The following is a 19,075-nucleotide window of genomic DNA, read 5'->3' as shown; positions in this document are numbered from 1 at the left end:
ACCATGCCGAAACAGATCCTCTTCAATGCCTTCAGCATGAACTGCGTCGGCCATATCAATCACGGGCTCTGGACGCATCCCCGCGACCGATCGACCGAGTTCAACACGCTGCGCTACTGGACCGACCTCGCCCGCACGCTGGAGCGCGGCCTCTTCGACGGGATCTTCCTCGCCGACATTCTCGGCGTCTATGACATCTATGGCGGCTCTGTGGATCTGACCCTGCGCGAAAGCATCCAGTTGCCGGTCCACGACCCGATGATGCTGGTCTCGGCCATGGCGGCCGTCACCGAACATCTCGGCTTCGGCGTGACGGTCAACGCCAATGCCGAACCGCCCTATCTCTTCGCCCGGCGCATGTCGACGCTCGACCACCTGACGGGCGGACGCATGGGCTGGAACATCGTCACCGGCTATCTCGACAGTGCCGCGCGTGCCATCGGCAACAGCGCCATGACCGCCCATGACGACCGCTACGACCAGGCCGAGGAAGCGCTCGAACTGCTCTACAAGCTCTGGGAAGGAAGCTGGGAAGACGATGCTGTCCGAGAGGACAAGGCTAACCGGATCTATGCCGACCCGGCCAAGGTCCACGCCATCCACCATGCCGGCCGCTTTTATCAATCGGAAGGTTATCACCTGACAGCCCCCTCCCCGCAACGCACACCGGTCATCTTCCAGGCCGGCACGTCCGCACGCGGGCGCCGTTTTGCCGCGCGCCATGCCGAATGCATCTTCATCTCGGCACCCGACGCCGCCACCGCCCAGAAGACTTCGCGTCTTCTGCGGGCCGATGCCGTCGAGGCTGGCCGGAAGCCGGATGACATCAAAATCTTCGTCGGAATATCGATCGTACCCGGTGCGACTGAAGCAGAGGCACAGGAGAAATATGCGGACTATCGCCGCTATGCGAGCCCCGAAGCGGGAATGGCGCATTTCTCTGCCGGCTCCGGCATTGACCTCGCGCAACTCGATCTGGACGATCCGATCGTGAAAGACAGCGCGCCCGGCAATGCGATCCAGTCGGGCATCGAGGCCGCCCGCAAACGCGGGCTGACCAAGCGGCAATTGCTGGAAGGCCTGGCGCTCGGCGGTCGCTATCCCACCTTCGTCGGTACGGGGTCGCAGATCGCCGACAGCTTGGCACGCTTTGTCGAAGAGGGCGAGATTGACGGTTTCAACCTGACCCGCACCGTCGTGCCGGAAAGCTACGAGGATTTCGTCACTTTCGTCGTGCCAGAGCTCCAGGCACGCGGGCTCTACAAGACGGCCTATAGCGGTGGCACCCTGCGTCACCAGCTTTTCGGCGCCGGTCCGCGGCTCTCCAGCCCTCATCCGGCCGCCGACGCGCGTCGCCTAGACATCTAACGTCTGAACGACCAGCAACAGAAAACGCCCGGCCATCCGACCGGGCGCTTGATTTCCAAAGAACCCGATCAAACGACGGCGTCGTGCGATGGCTTTTCCCAGAGGTTGATGCCGCCCTCGACCGCATGACGATCGATGTCCGCCAGCTCTTCCACCGTGAAGTCGAGGTTCTTCAACGCCTCGATGTTTTCGGCGACCTGCTTGGCGGAACTCGCACCGATCAAGGCGGAGGTCACCCTCGGATCGCGTAGCACCCAGGCGATGGCAAGCTGGGCGAGCGATTGGCCGCGACGCTTGGCGATCTCGTTGAGTGCGCGGGCCCGCACGATGTTCTCTTCTTTCAGATGTTCAGGCCGCAGAAAATCGCCACCCGGACGGTTGACGCGAGCGTCGTCCGGAATGCCGGTGAGATACTTGTTGGTGAGCAGCCCCTGCGCCAGCGGCGTAAACGCAATCACACCGGCACCCACGTCGTCGGACGCGGCGAACAGATCCTTTTCCGCCCAGCGGTTGAAGAGGTTGTAAGCCGGCTGATTGATCAGAAGCGGCACGTTACGCTCCTTGAGCAGGGCTGCGATCTCGCGCGTCTTGTTGCCGGAATAAGAGGAAATGCCGACATAAAGCGCCTTGCCCTGGCGCACGGCCTGGGCCAGCGCATCGGCAGTCTCTTCCAATGGCGTCTCGGCGTCGAAGCGATGCGAATAGAAGATGTCGACATACTCGATATTGAGACGCTTTAGGCTCTGGTCAAGGCTGGAGAGCAACGCCTTCTTGGACCCGCCACCGCGACCGTAGGGACCCGGCCACATGTCCCAGCCCGCCTTGGTCGAGATGATCAGCTCGTCGCGATAGCCGGCGAAGTCTTCGCTGAGGATACGACCGAAATTGATCTCGGCACTGCCGGCGGGAGGTCCGTAATTGTTGGCGAGGTCGAAATGGGTGATGCCGAGATCGAAGGCCTTGAACAGGATCGAGCGCTGGGTTTCGATCGGCGTGGTGTCGCCGAAATTATGCCAGAGGCCGAAAGAGATGGCAGGCAGCTTCAGGCCGCTTCGCCCAACACGGCGAAACGTCGCATCATCGTAGCGGCGGGGATCGGGGAGGTAGGTCATTGCGGGGGTCCTATTTCACAAGAAAATCCGGCACATGAGGATGTCATGTGCCGGCAAGTTGGCCTGCCAGAAGTCAGAGGGCGCCGTGCCGTGGCGGCAGGGTGCCGTTGAGGTAGAAATTGCCGATGTGATGGTATTTCCAGCGCACCGGATCATGCAGCGAATGGGTCCGGGCATTGCGCCAAAAGCGATCGAGGCCATAGCTCTCAAGCGTCGAACGGGCGCCGCCGAATTCGATCAGCTTGGTCGCGGCGAGTTGCGCCACCTCCGTGCCGAGCGCCTTGACCTCCGCCACGGCGATCGAGGCTTCCGCGACCGTTTTGGCATTCGGCTCGGCCGTGGCACGATCAAGAAGGCGGCCGGCCCGCGCCAAGAGGGCATCGGCCGCATGCACGCGGATCGCCACATCGCCCACTCCGTGGATGGTGTGCGGATCCTCGTAGCCATGCTCGATCGTCAGCTCGAAGAACGGCCGCGCATGCGCCCGAACATAGGAAATCGTCTCAGCGAGCGCCCCGCGCGCGATGCCGACCTGGACCGCCGCATGGATGATCTGCGCGAACGGACCCATCGGCGTCGGTCGCTCGAAGCTTTCGTCATGATCAACGATCTGGAACGGCGTCACCTCGACATCGTCGAAGATGACGGTACCGCTGCCCGTCGACCGCTGACCGAAGGACGACCAATCGTCGACGAAATCGAGACCTGGGGTCGCCCGGTCGATGAAGACCAGATGAACACGATCGTTCGGCCCCTTGGCGACGGCAACGATGATATGGGCAAAGAGCGAGCCGGTGGCGTAGAACTTCTGGCCGTTCAGGTAGAGCTTGCCGTCCTGCTCGGCGAAATGCGTCTTGTAGTCGACGGGCGTTTTTGTGCCGATCTCGGTGAAGGCATTGCCGAGGCGATCGCCTTCCATCACGCGACGGAAATAGTGCCGCTTCTGCTCCTCGCTGCCGTTCAGGCGCAGCGCCTCCACCATATAGAAGTGGTTCTGCGGGATCTGCCCGATCGAGGAATCCGCCGCCGAGATGATGGCCGTGACTTCGGCCAGCGTAACGGCCGAGACGCCGGCGCCGCCATAAGCCTTCGGGATGCTGATGGCCCAAAGGCCACTTTGCGAGAAACGATCGATCTCGGCGAGCGGCAGGCGCCGTTCGCGGTCGCGCTGGGCGGCGCCGATGGCAAATTCGCGGGCCAGATCTTTTGCCACCTGTATGGCCTCGGCATCGTCCCGAATGACAAGGGCCGGGGTCCGGCGCGGTGCGATATGCGGGGCCGGTCGGCCCGCAGTGAGTGCTGCCTCCCGGTGCAGCTTGCGATCATTCGTGCTCATCGTGGCGCTCAATTCCAGGCGTGACGCGGCGGATGCACGCCGTTCAGGTAATAATTGCCGACATGGTAGAACTTCCAACGCACCGGATCATGCAGCGTATGGACGCGCGCATTGCGCCAGTGGCGGTCGAGACCATGCTCGGCAAGCGTCGAGCGTGTGCCCGCGAGCTCAAACAGCTTGTTGGTCGAGAGAATCGCGATCTCGGTCGTCAGCACCTTGGACTCGCCCGTCTTGATCGTCGCTTCGGACACCGTCTCAAGCGTCGGATTGGCGCGGGCGACGTCGATACTGCGCCCGGCGATCTCCAGCAGGGCTTCGGCCGCATGCAACTTGATCTTCAGGTCGCCGATCTGGGCGATGGTGAAGAGGTCCTCACCGGCCGTTGCCTTGCCACTGTCGATCCAGGGACGGCTGTATTTGGTGACGAATTCGATTGTGTCGTCGATGGTGCCGCGCGCGATGCCGACATCGATCGCCGACTGGATGATCTGCGAGACAGGGCCGCCGACGGTCGGATGGTCGAAGGAGGTGACCTTCAGCGCACGCGCCTTCGGCACGCGAACATTCTCGATCTTCACCGAACCCGACGCAGTGGTCCGCTGGCCGAAGCTCGACCAGTTGTTGGTGACGGTCAGGCCCGGGGCCTCGCGATCGGCGAAAACGAGATAGCCCTGCCCCGTCTCGTCGACGCCGACGATGGGCACGATATGAGCCAGCAGCGCACCGGTCGTGTAGAACTTTTCGCCGTTGACGATGACGTCGTCACCGGCGTGGACGACCTTGGTCTCGAAATCGGCGACCGTCTTGCTTTTTAATTCCGAGAAGGCGTTGCCGTAGCGGATGCCTTCCAGCGCCCAGCCGAAGAACTGCTTCTTCTGCTCTTCCGTACCGTCCAGGTCGACGGTGGCGACGATCGCCAGATGGTTCTGGGTGATCTGGGCGATGGCCGGATCGGCTGCCGCAATGGTGGCAATCACCTTGGCAAGCGTCGCATAGGAGACTTCCGGGCCGCCATAGGCCTTGGGCACATTGATGCTCCAGAGACCGCTCTGCGAATACTCGTCGAGTTCGGCGATCGGCAGCAGTCCCTCCCGGTCACGCAGTGCCGCGCCGACCTTGAAACTCGCTGCGAGCTTCTCGGCGATCTCGATCGCCTCTTCGTCGGTCTTGATCACATGCGCCGGCCTCGCAGGCCGCGGGCGCGCGGTGAAGGGATCGGTGGAATTGACGCGCGGATGGACGCTGTAGTCGATCTTGGTGTCGCTCATGCTTCCCATGGGAAAACCTCTTGATGGTTGGACCTTCGATCTCAGCTGGCATTGGCCAGCGCGATCGCCTGGTTGCGTTTGTAAGCCTCGATGTCGCGGTAACGATTGGCCGGATGTGCCTTGGGCAGGTAAGGACCACCGCCGAACAGCTTTTCGCGCAGCGTGCCGGGACGGTACTCCGTTGGATAAACACCGCGCTTCTGCAGTTCCGGGATCAGATAGCCGACGATGTCCTCGAAGCTTTCCGGCGTCACGGCATAGGCAAGGTTGAAGCCGTCGACATCGGTCTCCTCGACCCAGGCCTGCAGCTCGTCGGCCACCGTCGAGGGCGAACCGACGATCACCGGCCCCATGCCGCCGATGCCACCCCACTCAGCGAGTTCCTTGATCGTCCAGCGCTTGTTGGGATCGCCTTCCGAGAGGCTTTCGATCGCCGAATGGATCGCGTTCGTCTCGACCTTGCGGACGAGATCGTCGGGCGCATAATGGGAAAAATCGACACCGGTCCAGCCGGACATGAAGACCAGCGACCCGTCATAGGAGACGTAATCGAGGTAGTCGCGGAACTTGGCACGCGCCTTCTCGTCGGTCTCGTCGACGATCACCGTGAGCAGGTTGTAGATGCGGAACTTGGAGGCATCGCGTCCGACGGCGGCGGCCCGTGCCCGCACGTCCCGGACATAGTTCTTGAGAATGGTCTTGGTCTGGGCCGCAACGAAGACACATTCTGCATGCTCGGCGGCGAACTGCTTGCCCGGACCGGAGGCGCCTGCCTGGTAGAGTACCGGCGTACGCTGTGGCGATGGCTCGGTCAGTCCGTAACCCGGAACGTCGAAGAAGCGCCCTTTGTGGCCTATCTCGTGCACCTTCGTCGGATCGGTGAAGATCCGCTTCTCCCGGTCACGCAGCACGGCGCCCTCTTCCCAAGACCCTTCCAGCAGCTTGTAGATGACCTCAAGATATTCGTGGGCGACCTCGTAGCGGTTGTCATGCGAGCGCAGACCGCCTTGGCCGATGTTCTTGGCACCGCTCTCCAGATAGGAGGTGACGATGTTCCAGCCGACGCGACCCTTGGTCAGGTGATCGGCCGTCGCCAGACGGCGCGCGAAGGGATAGGGATGTTCAAAGGAGATTGAGGCCGTGATGCCGATGCCCAGATGCTCCGTGGCGAGCGCGATGGGCGCTGCGAGCTGGATCGGATCGTTGACCGGGATCTGCGCGGCCTGATGAATGGCGTGGTAGTTGTTATCCTTGTAGACGTCGTAATAGCCGATCACATCGGCGATGAAGATCCCGTCGAAAATCCCCTTTTCAAGCGTCCTTGCCAGATCCTGCCAGTAATCGAGATCCTTGTACTTCCAGGATTTGTCGCGCGGATGCGCCCAGAGGCCCGGCGACTGGTGGCCAACGCAGTTCATGTCGAACGCGTTGAAATGGATCTGCTTGCTCATTCCTCGATCCCATCCGGATATCAGGCTGTGGTGCCAACAGCATCGCGATGTCGATCAGAATAAACAGTCATTATATATTTTTTATAGACTGTTTAAGGGGATTTTTTTCCAGAAGTAGATGAGTGGCTGACCGGTCGCCCATCTGACGTCTATTTCCGCCGCGGCGCCACCTTCGACAGCGGCTGGCGCCGGCCGCGCGGTAGCCGACCATGTCCGGCGCTTCCCCGGCCTGTCGATCGACTAGGAACGCGAGCTACTCCTGAGAAAAGCTCGGCCTGCTCAAAGTTTGTACACTAAATTTATAGATTATAATTTCACGGCCGACCAAAAGGACCAAAATGTTTTCCGCCCATACGCGAAACAAAAGTCTCTGGTGCTTGGTCAAGAGCCCTGTGCTTCGCCATTCTGTGTGTTGTCTTCCCAAACGTGACAACATCAGGAAAAACCAATGAAAAACAATAGAGGAAACACCTTCGCCTTCACCCGCCGCCTTGGTCTTGGCGCAGCGTTCGCCGCAGCCGTCGCAAGCTTCGCCGCGCCGCTTCCCTCCTTTGCCGCGGACAAGGAAATCAAGGTCGGCATTATCAGCGGCGAGGACGAGGACGTCTGGCGTGCTGTCCAGGAAGAAGGCGCCAAGCGCGGCCTGAAGATCGAGACAGTGGTGTTCAACGACTACACCCAACCCAACGAAGCGCTGGAGCGCGGCGATATCGATGCCAACGCCTTCCAGCACAAGCCCTATCTCGACAACCAGATCAAGCAGCACGGATACAAGATCGTGTCGGTCGGATACACCGGCGTCTGGCCGATCGGCCTCTATTCGAAGAAGGCCAAGTCGGTCGCCGAGCTCGCCGAAGGTGCAACGATCGGCGTGCCCAACGACCCGTCGAACGAAGGCCGCGCGCTGCGCGTGCTGCAGAACGAAGGCCTGATCAAGCTGAAGGACGGCACCGGCATCCTCGCGACCATCGCCGACATCGTCGAGAACCCGAAGAAGATCGAGATCAAGGAACTCGACGCCGGCATCGTCGGCCGCTCGATCGACGACCTCGATGCAGCGGTCGTCAACACCGACTGGGCGCTCAAGGCTGGTCTTTCGCCGGCCGAGCGCATCGCCCAGGAGCCGGTCGCAGACAATCCGTACCGCAACTTCATCGCGGTCAAGGAAGGTGCGCAGAACGAGGAATGGGTCAAGTCTCTCGTTGCGTCCTACCAGAACGAGAACGTCCGTGCAGTGTTCGACAAGGTCTACAAGGGCACCGGTCTCATAGCCTACTGATCCAGACCCCATACCATCTTGCGAGGCGGCCGGGTTTCCTGCCGCCTCGTAGCTGTTTTTGGAGAAACGCATGAAGACCCAGACTCAAAGGCGCCCGATCTCCCCCGCCACGGCAGACAGTGCCGCTGTCATTGAGCTTGTCGACATCCGCCGCCGCTTCGGCGAGGTGCAGGCGCTCGACGGGATCTCGCTGACCGTCGGCAAGGGCGAAGTCCTCGGCATCATCGGCCGCAGCGGCGCCGGCAAATCGACGCTCATCCGCTGCCTGAACGGGCTCGAAAAACCCGATGCCGGCGCGATCCGCATCGAGGGCCGCGACATCGTTCACTTGTCAGAACGCGAATTGCAGCCGCTCAGACGACGCATCGGCATGATCTTCCAGCACTTCAACCTGCTCTCGGCCAAAACGGTCGAGGAAAATGTCGCCCTGCCGCTGAAAATCGAGGGCCTGCCGAAGGCCAAGCGTCTGGCCCGCGCCCGCGAACTGCTGGAGTTGGTCGGCCTATCCGACAAGGCGAGCGCCTATCCGGCCTCCCTATCAGGCGGACAGAAGCAGCGCGTCGGCATCGCCCGAGCGCTCGCAGCCAATCCGGCATTGCTCCTGTCGGACGAAGCGACCTCGGCGCTGGATCCGGAGACGACACGCTCGATCCTCGCTTTGCTGCGCGATATCAACCGCAAACTTGGCCTGACCATCGTGCTCATCACCCACGAGATGGATGTTGTCCGCGCCGTGGCAGACAGGGTGGCCGTCATCGAAAATGGCAAGATCGTCGAGGAAGACGCGGTCTGGCGGGTGTTCTCGAACCCGAAGGCCGAGATTACCAGAAGTTTGCTGCAGGGCAGCCGCCCACAACTTCCGGAATTCTGGACGGAACGGCTTGGTCCGCAGGCGGCGGGCAGCGACGCGATCTTCAGCATCGATGTCGCCGGCGAGGATGCCGTTCAGCCCGTCCTGGTGGAACTGGCGAAACTCCTGCCGCTCGGCTTGCGGATCGTGCATGGCGGCATCGATCATATCCAGTCCAATCCGGTTGCTCGCTATTTCGTTGCGGTCCGTAGCAATGACGCGCTGATCGATCAGGTCAAGACAACACTGACGGCGCATGGCGCGCGCATGGAGGCCCTCGGCTATGTCACCAATCCTGTTTGAACTGCTGCTGAAATCCCTCTGGGAAACAGTCGCAATGACGCTCGCGTCGGGCGCCATCTCCTTTGTCGCCGGACTGCCCCTGGGGCTGGCCCTCGTCGCGACGGCCAAGGGCGGCATTGCCGAAAACCCCTGGATCAACGGCATCCTCGGCTCGGTGGTGAACGCCTTCCGTTCCGTGCCCTTCATCATCCTGTTGGTCGCCCTGATCCCGGTCACCCGGCTGATCGTCGGAACCGCGCTCGGCACATGGGCGGCCATCGTTCCACTCGCCATCGCCGCAACCCCCTATTATGCCCGCATCGCCGAGGTCTCGCTGCGCGAGATCGATCGCGGATTGATCGATGCCGTCCGGGCCATGGGCGGCAATCGCTGGACGATCGTGCGAGAGGTCCTCGTCCCCGAAGCCCTGCCAGGACTCGTGGCCGGCTTCACCGTCACGTTGGTCACGCTCGTCGGCGCCTCGGCCATGGCCGGTGCCATCGGCGCGGGCGGACTGGGCGACCTGGCCATCCGCTATGGCTACCAGCGCTTCGAGACGGCGGTGATGATGGCGGTCGTTGTCGTCCTGACCCCCCTCGTCTGTGGAATCCAGGGGGCCGGCGACCGGTTCGCCGCCCGCATCGAGCGCCGCTGATGCGGGCGACCCGCCGCAGAACCTGCGGCGGGTCATCGGATTGATGGCGATGATCGCTATCTCACACTCTCAGGCAGCCAGTGCCTTGCTCCCCATCACATGCCGGCCGATGGCGGCCCGCAGTTCTGAAGCGCTGCCATGCAGGCTGTTGTCCAGATCAATCACATGAAACTTGACCGCGATGAAACGCAGCCGGTTTTCATGCTGCACGGCTATCCCGACGGGCACCCCGCCATATTCGATTACTTGCCGTTCCATGATGGCCTCGCTGCCTCTGGCTGAGAAAATGGGCTGCCGGTGGTGCCGCGCATTTGACGCGAGAGCGAGAGACGACAGGAAGCCGAAACGATCGTGGATGCCACGGATACGCGGAACGGATGCGAATGGGACATAGTCGTTTCTCCTGTTGTCTACATTTTTAGTGTACTATTATCGCGAGAATTTTCAATCCACAGGCCGGAAAAATTGAAAGATAAATCTAATATTTTAGGTTCAGCGGCCCGACCTGGGAATTTCGTTCTGCATAAGTCGTTTCGGCGGCATTCGGTTCCGGAAATTCCGCATCCGGCGCAACGTCGCCTGAAGGGGGGAGATGTCGCCTTATGAGGAATCGCTGCAGTGGCTGGCCGATCGAAAAAATATTATCTACTATTTATGTAGAGAATAGGTGACGATTCCTTCGCAACGCAGCATAATCGGATGATACTCAAGGGGTCGAAACTGGAGAGCCTGGTCGATGTCGGAAGAGCGCAGTCGGGTGGACACATTTGTATTGCCAGGCCTGAATGGTTCGGGCGATAGCCATTGGCAGGCCCATTGGACGCGCGACAATACGAACGCCCGCATCATCGAACAGCGCGACTGGAACTGTCCGCATCTGGCGGAGTGGCAGGAACGGCTGGACGAAGAGCTCGCCAGCCAGGACAATATCTGGATTGTCGCCCACAGCCTCGGCACCTTGCTTGCTGCTAACCTCGCCGAGCGCCCGTCTGCCAAGAAGATCAGAGGCGCATTGCTGGTCGCCCCTTGTGATCTGGCAAAGGTGGAGGAATTGCATCCCTGTGTGGTCAATTTCGGTGGCATGCCAGTTCGCCGACTGCCCTTCCCCAGCATGGTCGTTGCTAGCCGCAATGACCCCTATATGAGCCTTGAATCCGCCCGGCAGTTCGCCAATCTCTGGGGCAGCGAACTGGCCGATATCGGCAATGCCGGCCATATCAACATCCGCAGCGGCCATGGTCGCTGGCCTCTCGGTTATGAGCTGCTCAACCGCCTGAAGGCGCGCGAAGTGGAATTGCGCCAGGCGCGCAGCCGTCGCCTCTCGGTTGTCGAACCATGGGCAGGATATTCGTCCATGTCCTGACGCAGGTGGCTCTATCTGCGCTTTAATTGGGTTCTGCGCGAAGTCGAATAAATCGGACTGAGAACAGTCATCGGCCGTTCCGAAAACGGGAACGAACCATTCAAGGCCACCGATCGCCAGGAGCGCTCCAACGGTTCGTCTCCATGCAGTCCGCGACCCCGTTTTTTTTCAGGTCCGTCGCGGACGCGGCGCACAAACAATACGCTACCATCGGCTCGAAGCTTTCGATGCCTGGAACATTGTGGCCCGTATTGCCTGAAAATCCGCGACCCGATGGTCTTTCTCAGCCTGGCCAACTGAACGTGAAAACACCGACAACAGCCTCGCCCCGTCTATGCACAATCTGACCTAGCAAAAATGCCCGCCATCATTGCCAAAATTCGGAAATAAATTCCTGAAAATGGCGCAACCCAAACCCAACTATTCTTTGTATATATATTTTATGGATTATATGTTGCGCCCAATAAAATCAGCATGCTGGGAACAACCGTGGTCAATCCAATTTTCGCGACCGTACGCACGTCGATCTTCGAGTCCATGTCGCGGCTGGCGACGGAAACGGGCGCAATCAATCTCGGGCAAGGCTTTCCCGAGGGACTTGAGCCCGAGATCGTGATCGAGGCCGCCGTGAAGGCACTGCGGGACGGTCCGCATCAATATCCGCCGATGATGGGCCTGCCCGGTCTGCGTCAGGCTGTGGCCGACAATGCAAAACGGTTCCTCGGGCTCGATATTGACTGGGAACGGGAAGTGCTGGTCACCTCGGGCGCCACGGAAGCCTTGACGGACACGTTTCTGGCCCTTCTCGACCAGGGCGACGAAGTCATCGTCTTCGAGCCTGTCTACGATGCCTATGGCACCTTGATCCGGCGCGCCGGCGGTGTTCCCGTGCCGGTCCGCCTGTCGCCACCCGACTGGGCGCTGCCGCTGGATGCGCTTGAGGCCGCCATCACGCCGCGCACCAAGCTCATCGTCGTCAACAATCCGATGAACCCGATCGGCAAGGTCTTTTACGCCCAGGAACTTTCGGCGCTTTCCGAGATCGCCCTGAAACACGACCTCATCATCGTCGCCGACGAGGTCTACGAGCACCTGGTCTTCGACAACCGGCCGTTCGTCTCCCTGTTTGGCTTGCCCGAGATCCGCGATCGTGTCGTGCGCATCGGCTCGGCCGGCAAGACGTTTTCGTTGACCGGCTGGAAAGTCGGCTACGTCACGGCTGCTCCGACGCTGCTGGAGCCCATTTCGCGTGCGCATCAATTCGTGACCTTCACCACTCCGCCGGCGCTGCAGGCCGCGATCGCGACCGGCCTCAACCTGCCCGATTCCTACTTTGCCGATTTGCGCTCGGGGCTCGAGGACCGCCGCGATCTGCTGGTCAATGGCCTGCGGCAGGTCGGGTTCAATGTTGCCGCGGTCGATGCGACCTATTTCGCCGTGGCCGATATCCGTGGCTTCGACCCGCACGGCGACGACCTCGCCTTCAGCCGCCGCCTGACCGTCGAGGCCGGCGTCACCCCGGTCCCTGTCTCGTCCTTCTATGGCGCGCGCGACGTTACAAGCCATGTGCGGTTCTGCTTTGCCAAACATCGCGAAACCCTTGAGACCGCTTTGGATCGCCTGGCCCGCTGGCGCCAGGGTCAAAGCTGGAAGGCGGCGTGATGAACTCCCACGTCCAGCTGCCGCCGGTCGAAGCTGCCATCATCGACCTCAAGGCCCGATTCGGCACCGCCGCGCTGACCGGCGAGTCGATCCGCGACCTGCATGCCCGCGATGAAAGTCACCACCATGGGCAGCGGCCCGATGTGGTGGTCTATCCCAAAACCACGCAGGAGGTGGCCGACCTCGTTGCGATCGCCACACGTCATCAGGTCCCGGTCGTTGCCTTTGGCGCCGGTTCCGGGCTTGAGGGTGGCGCCATACCGGTAGCAGGCGGAATATCTGTTGATCTGTCGGGCCTCGATGCCATCTTCGAAATCCGCGCAGACGACATGATCGCCCGTGTCGGCGCCGGTGTTCGCCGGCTCGATCTCAACACCGCCCTGCGTGACACCGGCCTGTTCTTCCCCGTGGACCCCGGTGCCAATGCCTCGATCGGCGGCATGGTCTCGACCGGCGCCAGCGGCACCAATGCCGTCCGCTTCGGCGTGATGCGCGAAAACGTGCTCGGCCTGACCGTCGTCACCGCAGGCGGCAGGATCGTCAGGACCGGCTCCCTGGCCCGCAAATCCTCCTCAGGCTACGATCTGACCCGATTGTTTGTCGGCGCGGAGGGCACGCTCGGCGTCGTCACCGAAGTCATTCTGCGCTTGCATCCGATCCCGGAAGCCCGTTCTGCCCATGCCGGATTTGCGACGCTGGCCGGGGCGGTGAATGCGGTCACCGACATCAAGCGGGCCGGGCTGTCCATCGGTCGCGTCGAACTTCTGGATCAGCCGTTGGTGGAAGTCGTCAACCGTCATGGCGAGATGCGGCTGGAACCGCTGCCGACGCTGTTCTTCGAATTTCATGGCGCCACGGACGATATCCGGTCGCTGTCCGGCACGGTCGGTGAGATCGTCGCGGCCAACGGCGGCACGGAGCTGACCTGGACCGCACCCGGCTCGGAGACACAAACCTTGTGGACGACGCGGCGCGATTGTCTCGCCTGGGCCAAGGCGGAGCGCCAGGGCGCCCATTCCTGGCCGAGCGATGTCTGCGTGCCGATCTCGCGGTTGGCCGACGTCATCCTGGAAACCCGAGAGGATGTCGCCGGCTCCGACATTCCCGCCTACATCGTCGGTCATGTCGGCGACGGCAATTTCCATTGCGTCTTCATGTTGCGCGATAACGAGGAGGCCGAGGTCGCCGACTATGCCGACCGGATTGTCATGCGGGCGCTGGCGGCCGGCGGCACGGCCAGTGGCGAACATGGCGTCGGTCTCGGCAAGCGCAAATTCCTGATCACCGAGCACGGCGCCGACGCCGTCGCTTTGATGCACCAGCTCAAGGCGGCGCTCGACCCGCTTGGCATTTTCAACCCGGGCAAGATCCTGCCGGACCCTGCCCCGTCCGATCTCATCAACACTCCTGGAAGGACTGACTGAATGCGCCTGAAATCCCTGATTGCCGGCACGGTCTCTGCTGTGGCCCTGCTGATTGCAGCCCACGCGCCGGCATTGGCCGAAACCATCAAGTTCGGCGTCACCGCCGGCCCCCATGCACAGATTGCCGAGGCCGTTGTGCCCATCGCCAAGGCCAAGGGCCTGGACATCCAGATCGTCGAATTCTCCGATGGCGCCCTGATCGATCCGGCCACCAATGATGGCGATCTCGATGCCAACGGCTTCCAGCACACGCCTTATCTTGATCGCCAGAATGCCGATCGCGGGCTGACGCTCGTCGCCGTCGGCGGCAAGACCGTGCTGTTGCCGATGGCCGGCTATTCGCGCAAGTACAAGACCCTGGCCGAGCTGCCCGAGGGCGCTCAGGTGACGATCCCCAACGATCCCAGCAATGCCGGCCGCGCGCTCAAGCTTCTGGAAGCCGGCGGCCTGCTCAAGCTGACGCCCGGCGTGACCTTCAATGCGACGGAACTCGACATCATCGAGAACCCCAAGAAGATCAAGATCGTGCCACTGGAAACAGCCCAGCTGCCGCGCTCGCTGGAAGACGTCGATTTCTCGGTCATCACCTCGCATTTTGCGCTCTCGGCTGGCCTCAACCCCGGCAAGGACGGCATCCTGATCGAAGACCAACTGTCGGACTATTTCTGCCTGATTGCAGTCAGCGAAAAGAACAAGGACGCCCCCTGGGTCAAGACCCTGGTCGAAGCCTACAAGTCTCCCGAGGTCAAAGCCTTCATCGACAAGAAGTTCGAAGGCAACGTGATCGCGGGCTGGTAACATGACCGTTCTGGCACGGACCAGCACCGACCTCACGACGAAGCTTGCCCTTTCTTCCCCGGCGTCAACCGAAGCGGAAACGACAGCCGCACGTCCCGTCATCGAGATCCGATCGCTGAGCAAGGTCTACGACCCCAAGAGCGGCCCTGTGCTCGACGACATTTCGCTGTCGGTCGCATCAGGTTCGATCCATGGGATCATCGGTCGCTCCGGGGCCGGCAAGAGCACGTTGGTCCGTTGCCTGAACGGGCTGGTGAGCCCCTCCTCCGGCCGGATCTTCGTATCCGGCCACGAGATCAGCGCGCTAAAGGGCCTGCAACTGCGCAAGGCACGGCAGAACATCGCCATGATCTTCCAGCATTTCAGCCTGCTCTCGTCGCGCACCGCCGCTGCCAATGTGGCGCTGCCGCTTGAGATTGCCGGCGTGGCGAAGGAAACCATCCGCCAGAAAGTGCCGGCCTTGCTGGACCTGGTCGGCCTCAGCGACAAGGCGGAGTCCTATCCGTCCGAACTGTCCGGCGGGCAAAAGCAGCGCATCGGTATCGCTCGTGCGCTGGCGCTCGACCCGAGCGTCTTGCTGTCGGACGAGGCGACCTCCGCGCTTGATCCGGAGACGACCGAGCAGATTCTCGATCTGCTCAAGGATATCAACCGCCGGATCGGTCTCACCATCGTGCTGATCACCCATGAAATGGACGTGGTGCGCCAGATCGCCGATCACGTCACCGTTCTGGAAAGGGGCCGGATCATCGAGAGCGGCGCGACATTCGATGTCTTCGCCTTTCCCAAATCGCCCACGGCCCGTTCATTCCTGTCGAGCATCGTCGCCCACGACCTTCCGCCCGAGGTGAGCGCACTCCTCTTGCCGGCGGCGACCGGAAATACCGATCCGGTTCTGCGCATCACCTTTACCGGCGCTTCGGCACATCAGCCTGTTGTCGCCGATCTGGTTCAGCGCTTCCACATCCGCCCCAATATCCTGCATGGGCGCATCGACTATATCGGCGGGGCACCGCTCGGCGTCCTGACCCTGGTTGCCGAAGGCGCCGGGTCCGGCTTCGAGAGCGTTTTGTCCTATCTGTCTTCCCTCGGTCTCCATGGAGAGGTCATCGGTCATGCTGTCCGGTCTGCTATCCCCGGCGCTCATCGCGCTGCTTCTTGAATCGATCAAGCAGACCGTCACTATGGTGACGGTTGCTGCCCTGATCTCCACCTTGATCGGCCTGCCGCTCGGCGTGCTGCTGGTCGTGACATCTCCCGGCCAGTTTCTCGAACGGCCGCTGTTCAACCGTATCGTCGGCACCCTGGTCAACCTGGTGCGATCGACCCCGTTCATCATTCTGATGGTGGCGATCATTCCGTTCACACGGCTGGTTGCCGGCACGACGGTCGGCACCTTTGCCGCCATTGTGCCGCTGACGGTCGCCATCACGCCACTCTATGCCCGTCTCGCCGAAGCCGCGATGCGCGAGGTCGACCAGAGCCTGATCGAGGCTGCCCAGAGCATGGGCGCAAGTCCGCTGCAGATCATCTTCAAGGTGCTGCTGCCCGAGGCCCTTCCCGGCATCGTCGCAGGGCAGACCGTCACGCTGGTCAGTCTGATCGGCTATTCGGCCATGGCCGGCACGGTCGGCGGGGGCGGATTGGGGGACCTGGGGATCCGCTTCGGCTACCAGCGTTTCATGCCCGAGGTGATGGTCGCCGTGGTCGTGGTTCTGGTCGCCATCGTCCAGTCGATCCAGATGACCGGCGATTTTGCCGCGCGCTTCGTCAATCACCGGATCGCCCGCAGCCGGCAAAGCGCCTAAAACAGCCCATCGAATTTTTGGCCATGCCGTTTGCAACGGCCACTCTAAGGAGAGCATCATGACAATCCACACGCTTGCGACCCAACTGCCCTTCGTCGATATCTCGCGGTTCAATGCGGGGCCGGAGGAGCGCGTCCGTTTCATCGCCGACCTGCGCCGGATCCTGCATGACCACGGGTTTTTCTACCTCACCGGCCACGGCGTCGATCCCAAGCTGATCGCCGATGTCATTGCCGTCTCCAAACAGTTCTTCGCCCTGCCGGAAAGGGACAAGCTGGAGATCGAAATGGTCAAGTCGCCGCATTTCCGCGGCTACAACAGGGCCGGACTGGAACATACGCGCGGCAAGCAGGACTGGCGCGAACAGGTCGACGTCAACAACGAGTCCGAGCCGTTGGAGATCGGCCCGGACACGCCGGCCTGGGCACGGCTGATCGGCCCCAACCAGTGGCCTTCCGCCCTTCCGGCGCTCAAACCCCTGCTGCTCGCCTATCAGGCCGAAGTGACCCGCATCGGCATCGAGGTCCTGAAAGCCATCTCGGTGGCACTCGGCCAGGATGAGAACGTCTTCTCTGCTATTTATCAGCCGGAACCGACGAAGCTGTTGAAAATCATCCGCTATCCCGGACGCGATGTTGCCCAGAGCGATCAGGGCGTCGGGGCGCACAAGGATGGTGGTTTCGTCACCGTGCTGCTGCAGGACGTGACCCCCGGCCTGCGCGTGCGCACAGAAGACGGCGTCTGGCTCGATGCTCCGCCGGTACCCGGCACCTTCATCATCAACACCGGTGAACTGCTGGAGCTGGCAACCAATGGCTTCGTGCGCGCCGACGTGCACGATGTTGTGACGCCGCCGGCCGGCACGGAGCGCTTCTCCGTCGCCTTTTTCATGGGTGCGCGTTACGATGCCACCATTCCGGTCATCGACTTGCCGGAAGAGTTGCAGCGCGAGGAACGCGGCATCACGGTCGATCCGCTCAACCCTATTTTCCGCGATGTCGGAAGCAATGTCCTGAAAAGCCGCCTGCGCTCGCACCCTGATGTCGCACGCGCCCACTATGCAGATCTGCTGACGCCGGAGCAACTCACCGGAAACGCCATCGCATCCGCCTACTAAGGTAGCCGGGCATCGATCCGCACATTGACGCAGACCGGAGAGGTCGGATGTGAACACCACATCCGACCTCTTTATTTTGGCCGCACCATCATCGGCGCGGGCGGATCGAACATCTCCCAATGTCGAACCGGTCGAAAATTCCTGACAGAGATGGCGGCAAAAAGAGTTGGAAATTTCTCTACTAAATCTATCGTCTGTATCATCATGCGTGCATCGAGAGGCGATAAGGTCTCCGAGGGTCCCTAGGAGGGGAAGCACCATGACACTCACTCGCAGAAGCCTGGCAGGCCTTGCCGCTGGCGCCGCTCTTTTGACCATTTTTCAAACCGGCCTTGTCGGAGCCGCCGATGTCACGCTCAATATCGGCTACCAGCCGATCGTCGAGCCTTCGCGCGTTCCGCAGGCCGATGGCACCTATGAAAAGGTCACCGGTGCCAAGATCAACTGGCAGAAATTCGACGGCGGCGCCGACGTGATCGCAGCGATCGCGTCAGGCTCGCTCGATATCGGCTATGTCGGCTCTTCGCCGCTTGCCGCGGCGGCCAGCCGCGAGCTGCCGATCGAGACGATCGCCCGAGGCGCTGGCCGTGCGGGATATCGCCAAGCCGGAAGAACTGGCCGGCAAGAAGATTGCCACCCCCTTCGTTTCGACGGCGCACTATAGCCTGCTGACCGCCCTGAAGCACTGGAACATCGACCCCAAGACCGTCGAGATCCTCAATCTGCGCCCGCCGGAAATCGCCGCCGCCTGGGCACGCGGTGACATTGACGGTGCCTATGTCTGGGATCCGGTGTTGGCCGAGATCAAGAAGACCGGCTCCGTGCTCGCCACATCCGCCGACGTGGCCGAGTGGGGCGGACCGACATTCGATGCCTGGATCGTCAGCAAGAAGTTTGCAGATGAGCATCCGGAGATCGTTACTGCTTTCGTTCGCGTCACAGGCGACGCCACGGCGGCCTACCGATCCAATCCGGAGGCCTGGGGCCCGACCTCGGCCGAGGCCGAAAAGATCGCCCGACTGACCGGCGCCAAACAGGAGGAAGTGCCCGCCCTGCTCAAGGGCTATCTCTTCCCGACGCTTGAGGAACAAGCCAAGGCCGATCTCCTGGGCGGCGGCACTGTCAAGGCGGTTGCGGCGACGGCGGCCTTCCTGAAGGAACAGGGCAAGATCCCGGCAGCGCTCGCCGAGTATACTCCCTATGTCTCGACCCGCTGGGTCAGCGACGCCGCAAAGCTGTCTTTCTGATCGGTTCGCCCAGGCCGATCCATCGGCCCAGGCCGATCCATCATGGCCCGGTTCT

The 19,075-nt window shown here is 61.8% G+C and carries 16 protein-coding genes and 2 pseudogenes; 13 read left to right on the top strand and 5 right to left on the bottom strand.

Annotation, left to right across the window (positions count from 1 at the left end):
• Nucleotides 1–3 precede the first annotated feature (3 nt).
• Complete coding sequence (locus HGO38_RS15975; protein ID WP_250956895.1) at nt 4–1,368, top strand: LLM class flavin-dependent oxidoreductase; 1,365 nt, start codon at nt 4–6, stop codon at nt 1,366–1,368.
• A 68-nt stretch (nt 1,369–1,436) separates the two neighbouring features.
• Here HGO38_RS15975 and mgrA read toward each other — a convergent pair whose 3' ends face one another.
• From mgrA to HGO38_RS15955, 4 genes are all read right to left on the bottom strand, one after another.
• Nucleotides 1,437–2,480, bottom strand: coding sequence for an L-glyceraldehyde 3-phosphate reductase (gene mgrA, locus HGO38_RS15970; protein ID WP_250956894.1), 1,044 nt, complete (start codon nt 2,478–2,480; stop codon nt 1,437–1,439).
• A gap of 73 nt (nt 2,481–2,553) precedes the next feature.
• A complete protein-coding gene (locus HGO38_RS15965; protein ID WP_250956893.1) occupies nt 2,554–3,816 on the bottom strand; it encodes an SfnB family sulfur acquisition oxidoreductase in 1,263 nt (420 codons plus the stop codon).
• Between the two features lie 8 nt (nt 3,817–3,824).
• Nucleotides 3,825–5,093: an SfnB family sulfur acquisition oxidoreductase gene (locus HGO38_RS15960; protein ID WP_250956892.1), complete on the bottom strand. Its 1,269-nt coding sequence runs from the start codon at nt 5,091–5,093 to the stop codon at nt 3,825–3,827.
• A gap of 32 nt (nt 5,094–5,125) precedes the next feature.
• On the bottom strand, nt 5,126–6,535 hold the full coding sequence (locus tag HGO38_RS15955) for an LLM class flavin-dependent oxidoreductase (protein WP_250956891.1): 1,410 nt from the start codon (nt 6,533–6,535) through the stop codon (nt 5,126–5,128).
• A 448-nt stretch (nt 6,536–6,983) separates the two neighbouring features.
• Here HGO38_RS15955 and HGO38_RS15950 point away from each other — a divergent pair, with 448 nt between their 5' ends.
• From HGO38_RS15950 to HGO38_RS15940, 3 genes are all read left to right on the top strand, one after another.
• The gene (locus tag HGO38_RS15950; RefSeq protein WP_250956890.1) at nt 6,984–7,814 is read left to right on the top strand and encodes a MetQ/NlpA family lipoprotein; all 831 of its coding nucleotides are present in this window, start codon (nt 6,984–6,986) and stop codon (nt 7,812–7,814) included.
• 70 nt (nt 7,815–7,884) lie between these two features.
• On the top strand, nt 7,885–8,967 hold the full coding sequence (locus HGO38_RS15945; protein ID WP_250956889.1) for a methionine ABC transporter ATP-binding protein: 1,083 nt from the start codon (nt 7,885–7,887) through the stop codon (nt 8,965–8,967).
• Nucleotides 8,948–9,601, top strand: coding sequence for a methionine ABC transporter permease (locus tag HGO38_RS15940; RefSeq protein ID WP_250956888.1), 654 nt, complete (start codon nt 8,948–8,950; stop codon nt 9,599–9,601). The genes HGO38_RS15945 and HGO38_RS15940 overlap by 20 nt, the downstream gene beginning before the upstream one ends.
• A gap of 69 nt (nt 9,602–9,670) precedes the next feature.
• Here the strand turns inward: HGO38_RS15940 and HGO38_RS15935 are convergent, their stop codons facing one another.
• Nucleotides 9,671–9,859 (bottom strand): hypothetical protein, encoded by a 189-nt coding sequence (locus HGO38_RS15935; RefSeq protein ID WP_250956887.1) that lies wholly within the window; start codon nt 9,857–9,859, stop codon nt 9,671–9,673.
• Between the two features lie 478 nt (nt 9,860–10,337).
• Here HGO38_RS15935 and HGO38_RS15930 point away from each other — a divergent pair, with 478 nt between their 5' ends.
• The 9 genes and pseudogenes from HGO38_RS15930 (at nt 10,338) to tauA (ending at nt 19,020) form a co-directional block, all read left to right on the top strand.
• The gene (locus tag HGO38_RS15930; protein WP_284739439.1) at nt 10,338–10,964 is read left to right on the top strand and encodes an RBBP9/YdeN family alpha/beta hydrolase; all 627 of its coding nucleotides are present in this window, start codon (nt 10,338–10,340) and stop codon (nt 10,962–10,964) included.
• 50 nt (nt 10,965–11,014) lie between these two features.
• Nucleotides 11,015–11,223 (top strand): annotated as a pseudogene (locus HGO38_RS15925) (IS6 family transposase); the annotation flags it as partial.
• A 215-nt stretch (nt 11,224–11,438) separates the two neighbouring features.
• Entirely contained in the window at nt 11,439–12,626 is a 1,188-nt protein-coding gene (locus HGO38_RS15920; protein ID WP_250956885.1) for an aminotransferase, read from the top strand.
• Nucleotides 12,626–14,050, top strand: coding sequence for an FAD-binding oxidoreductase (locus HGO38_RS15915; RefSeq protein ID WP_250956884.1), 1,425 nt, complete (start codon nt 12,626–12,628; stop codon nt 14,048–14,050). Before HGO38_RS15920 ends, HGO38_RS15915 begins: the two co-directional genes overlap by 1 nt.
• Nucleotides 14,051–14,848 carry a MetQ/NlpA family ABC transporter substrate-binding protein gene (locus HGO38_RS15910; RefSeq protein WP_250956883.1) on the top strand — a complete coding sequence of 266 codons (798 nt, stop codon included), beginning with the start codon at nt 14,051–14,053 and terminating at the stop codon, nt 14,846–14,848.
• 1 nt (nt 14,849) lies between these two features.
• Nucleotides 14,850–16,010: a methionine ABC transporter ATP-binding protein gene (locus HGO38_RS15905; RefSeq protein WP_250956882.1), complete on the top strand. Its 1,161-nt coding sequence runs from the start codon at nt 14,850–14,852 to the stop codon at nt 16,008–16,010.
• Nucleotides 15,964–16,656, top strand: coding sequence for a methionine ABC transporter permease (locus HGO38_RS15900; protein WP_250956881.1), 693 nt, complete (start codon nt 15,964–15,966; stop codon nt 16,654–16,656). The genes HGO38_RS15905 and HGO38_RS15900 overlap by 47 nt, the downstream gene beginning before the upstream one ends.
• A gap of 58 nt (nt 16,657–16,714) precedes the next feature.
• Nucleotides 16,715–17,773 (top strand): isopenicillin N synthase family dioxygenase, encoded by a 1,059-nt coding sequence (locus tag HGO38_RS15895; protein WP_250956880.1) that lies wholly within the window; start codon nt 16,715–16,717, stop codon nt 17,771–17,773.
• Between the two features lie 259 nt (nt 17,774–18,032).
• A pseudogene (gene tauA / locus HGO38_RS15890) lies at nt 18,033–19,020 on the top strand (taurine ABC transporter substrate-binding protein).
• The last annotated feature ends 55 nt before the right edge of the window (nt 19,021–19,075 follow it).

The sequence above is a fragment of the Rhizobium sp. CG5 genome (assembly GCF_023701945.1).
Classification (GTDB): domain Bacteria; phylum Pseudomonadota; class Alphaproteobacteria; order Rhizobiales; family Rhizobiaceae; genus Allorhizobium.
This window is presented reverse-complemented; position numbering and strand designations above follow the sequence as displayed.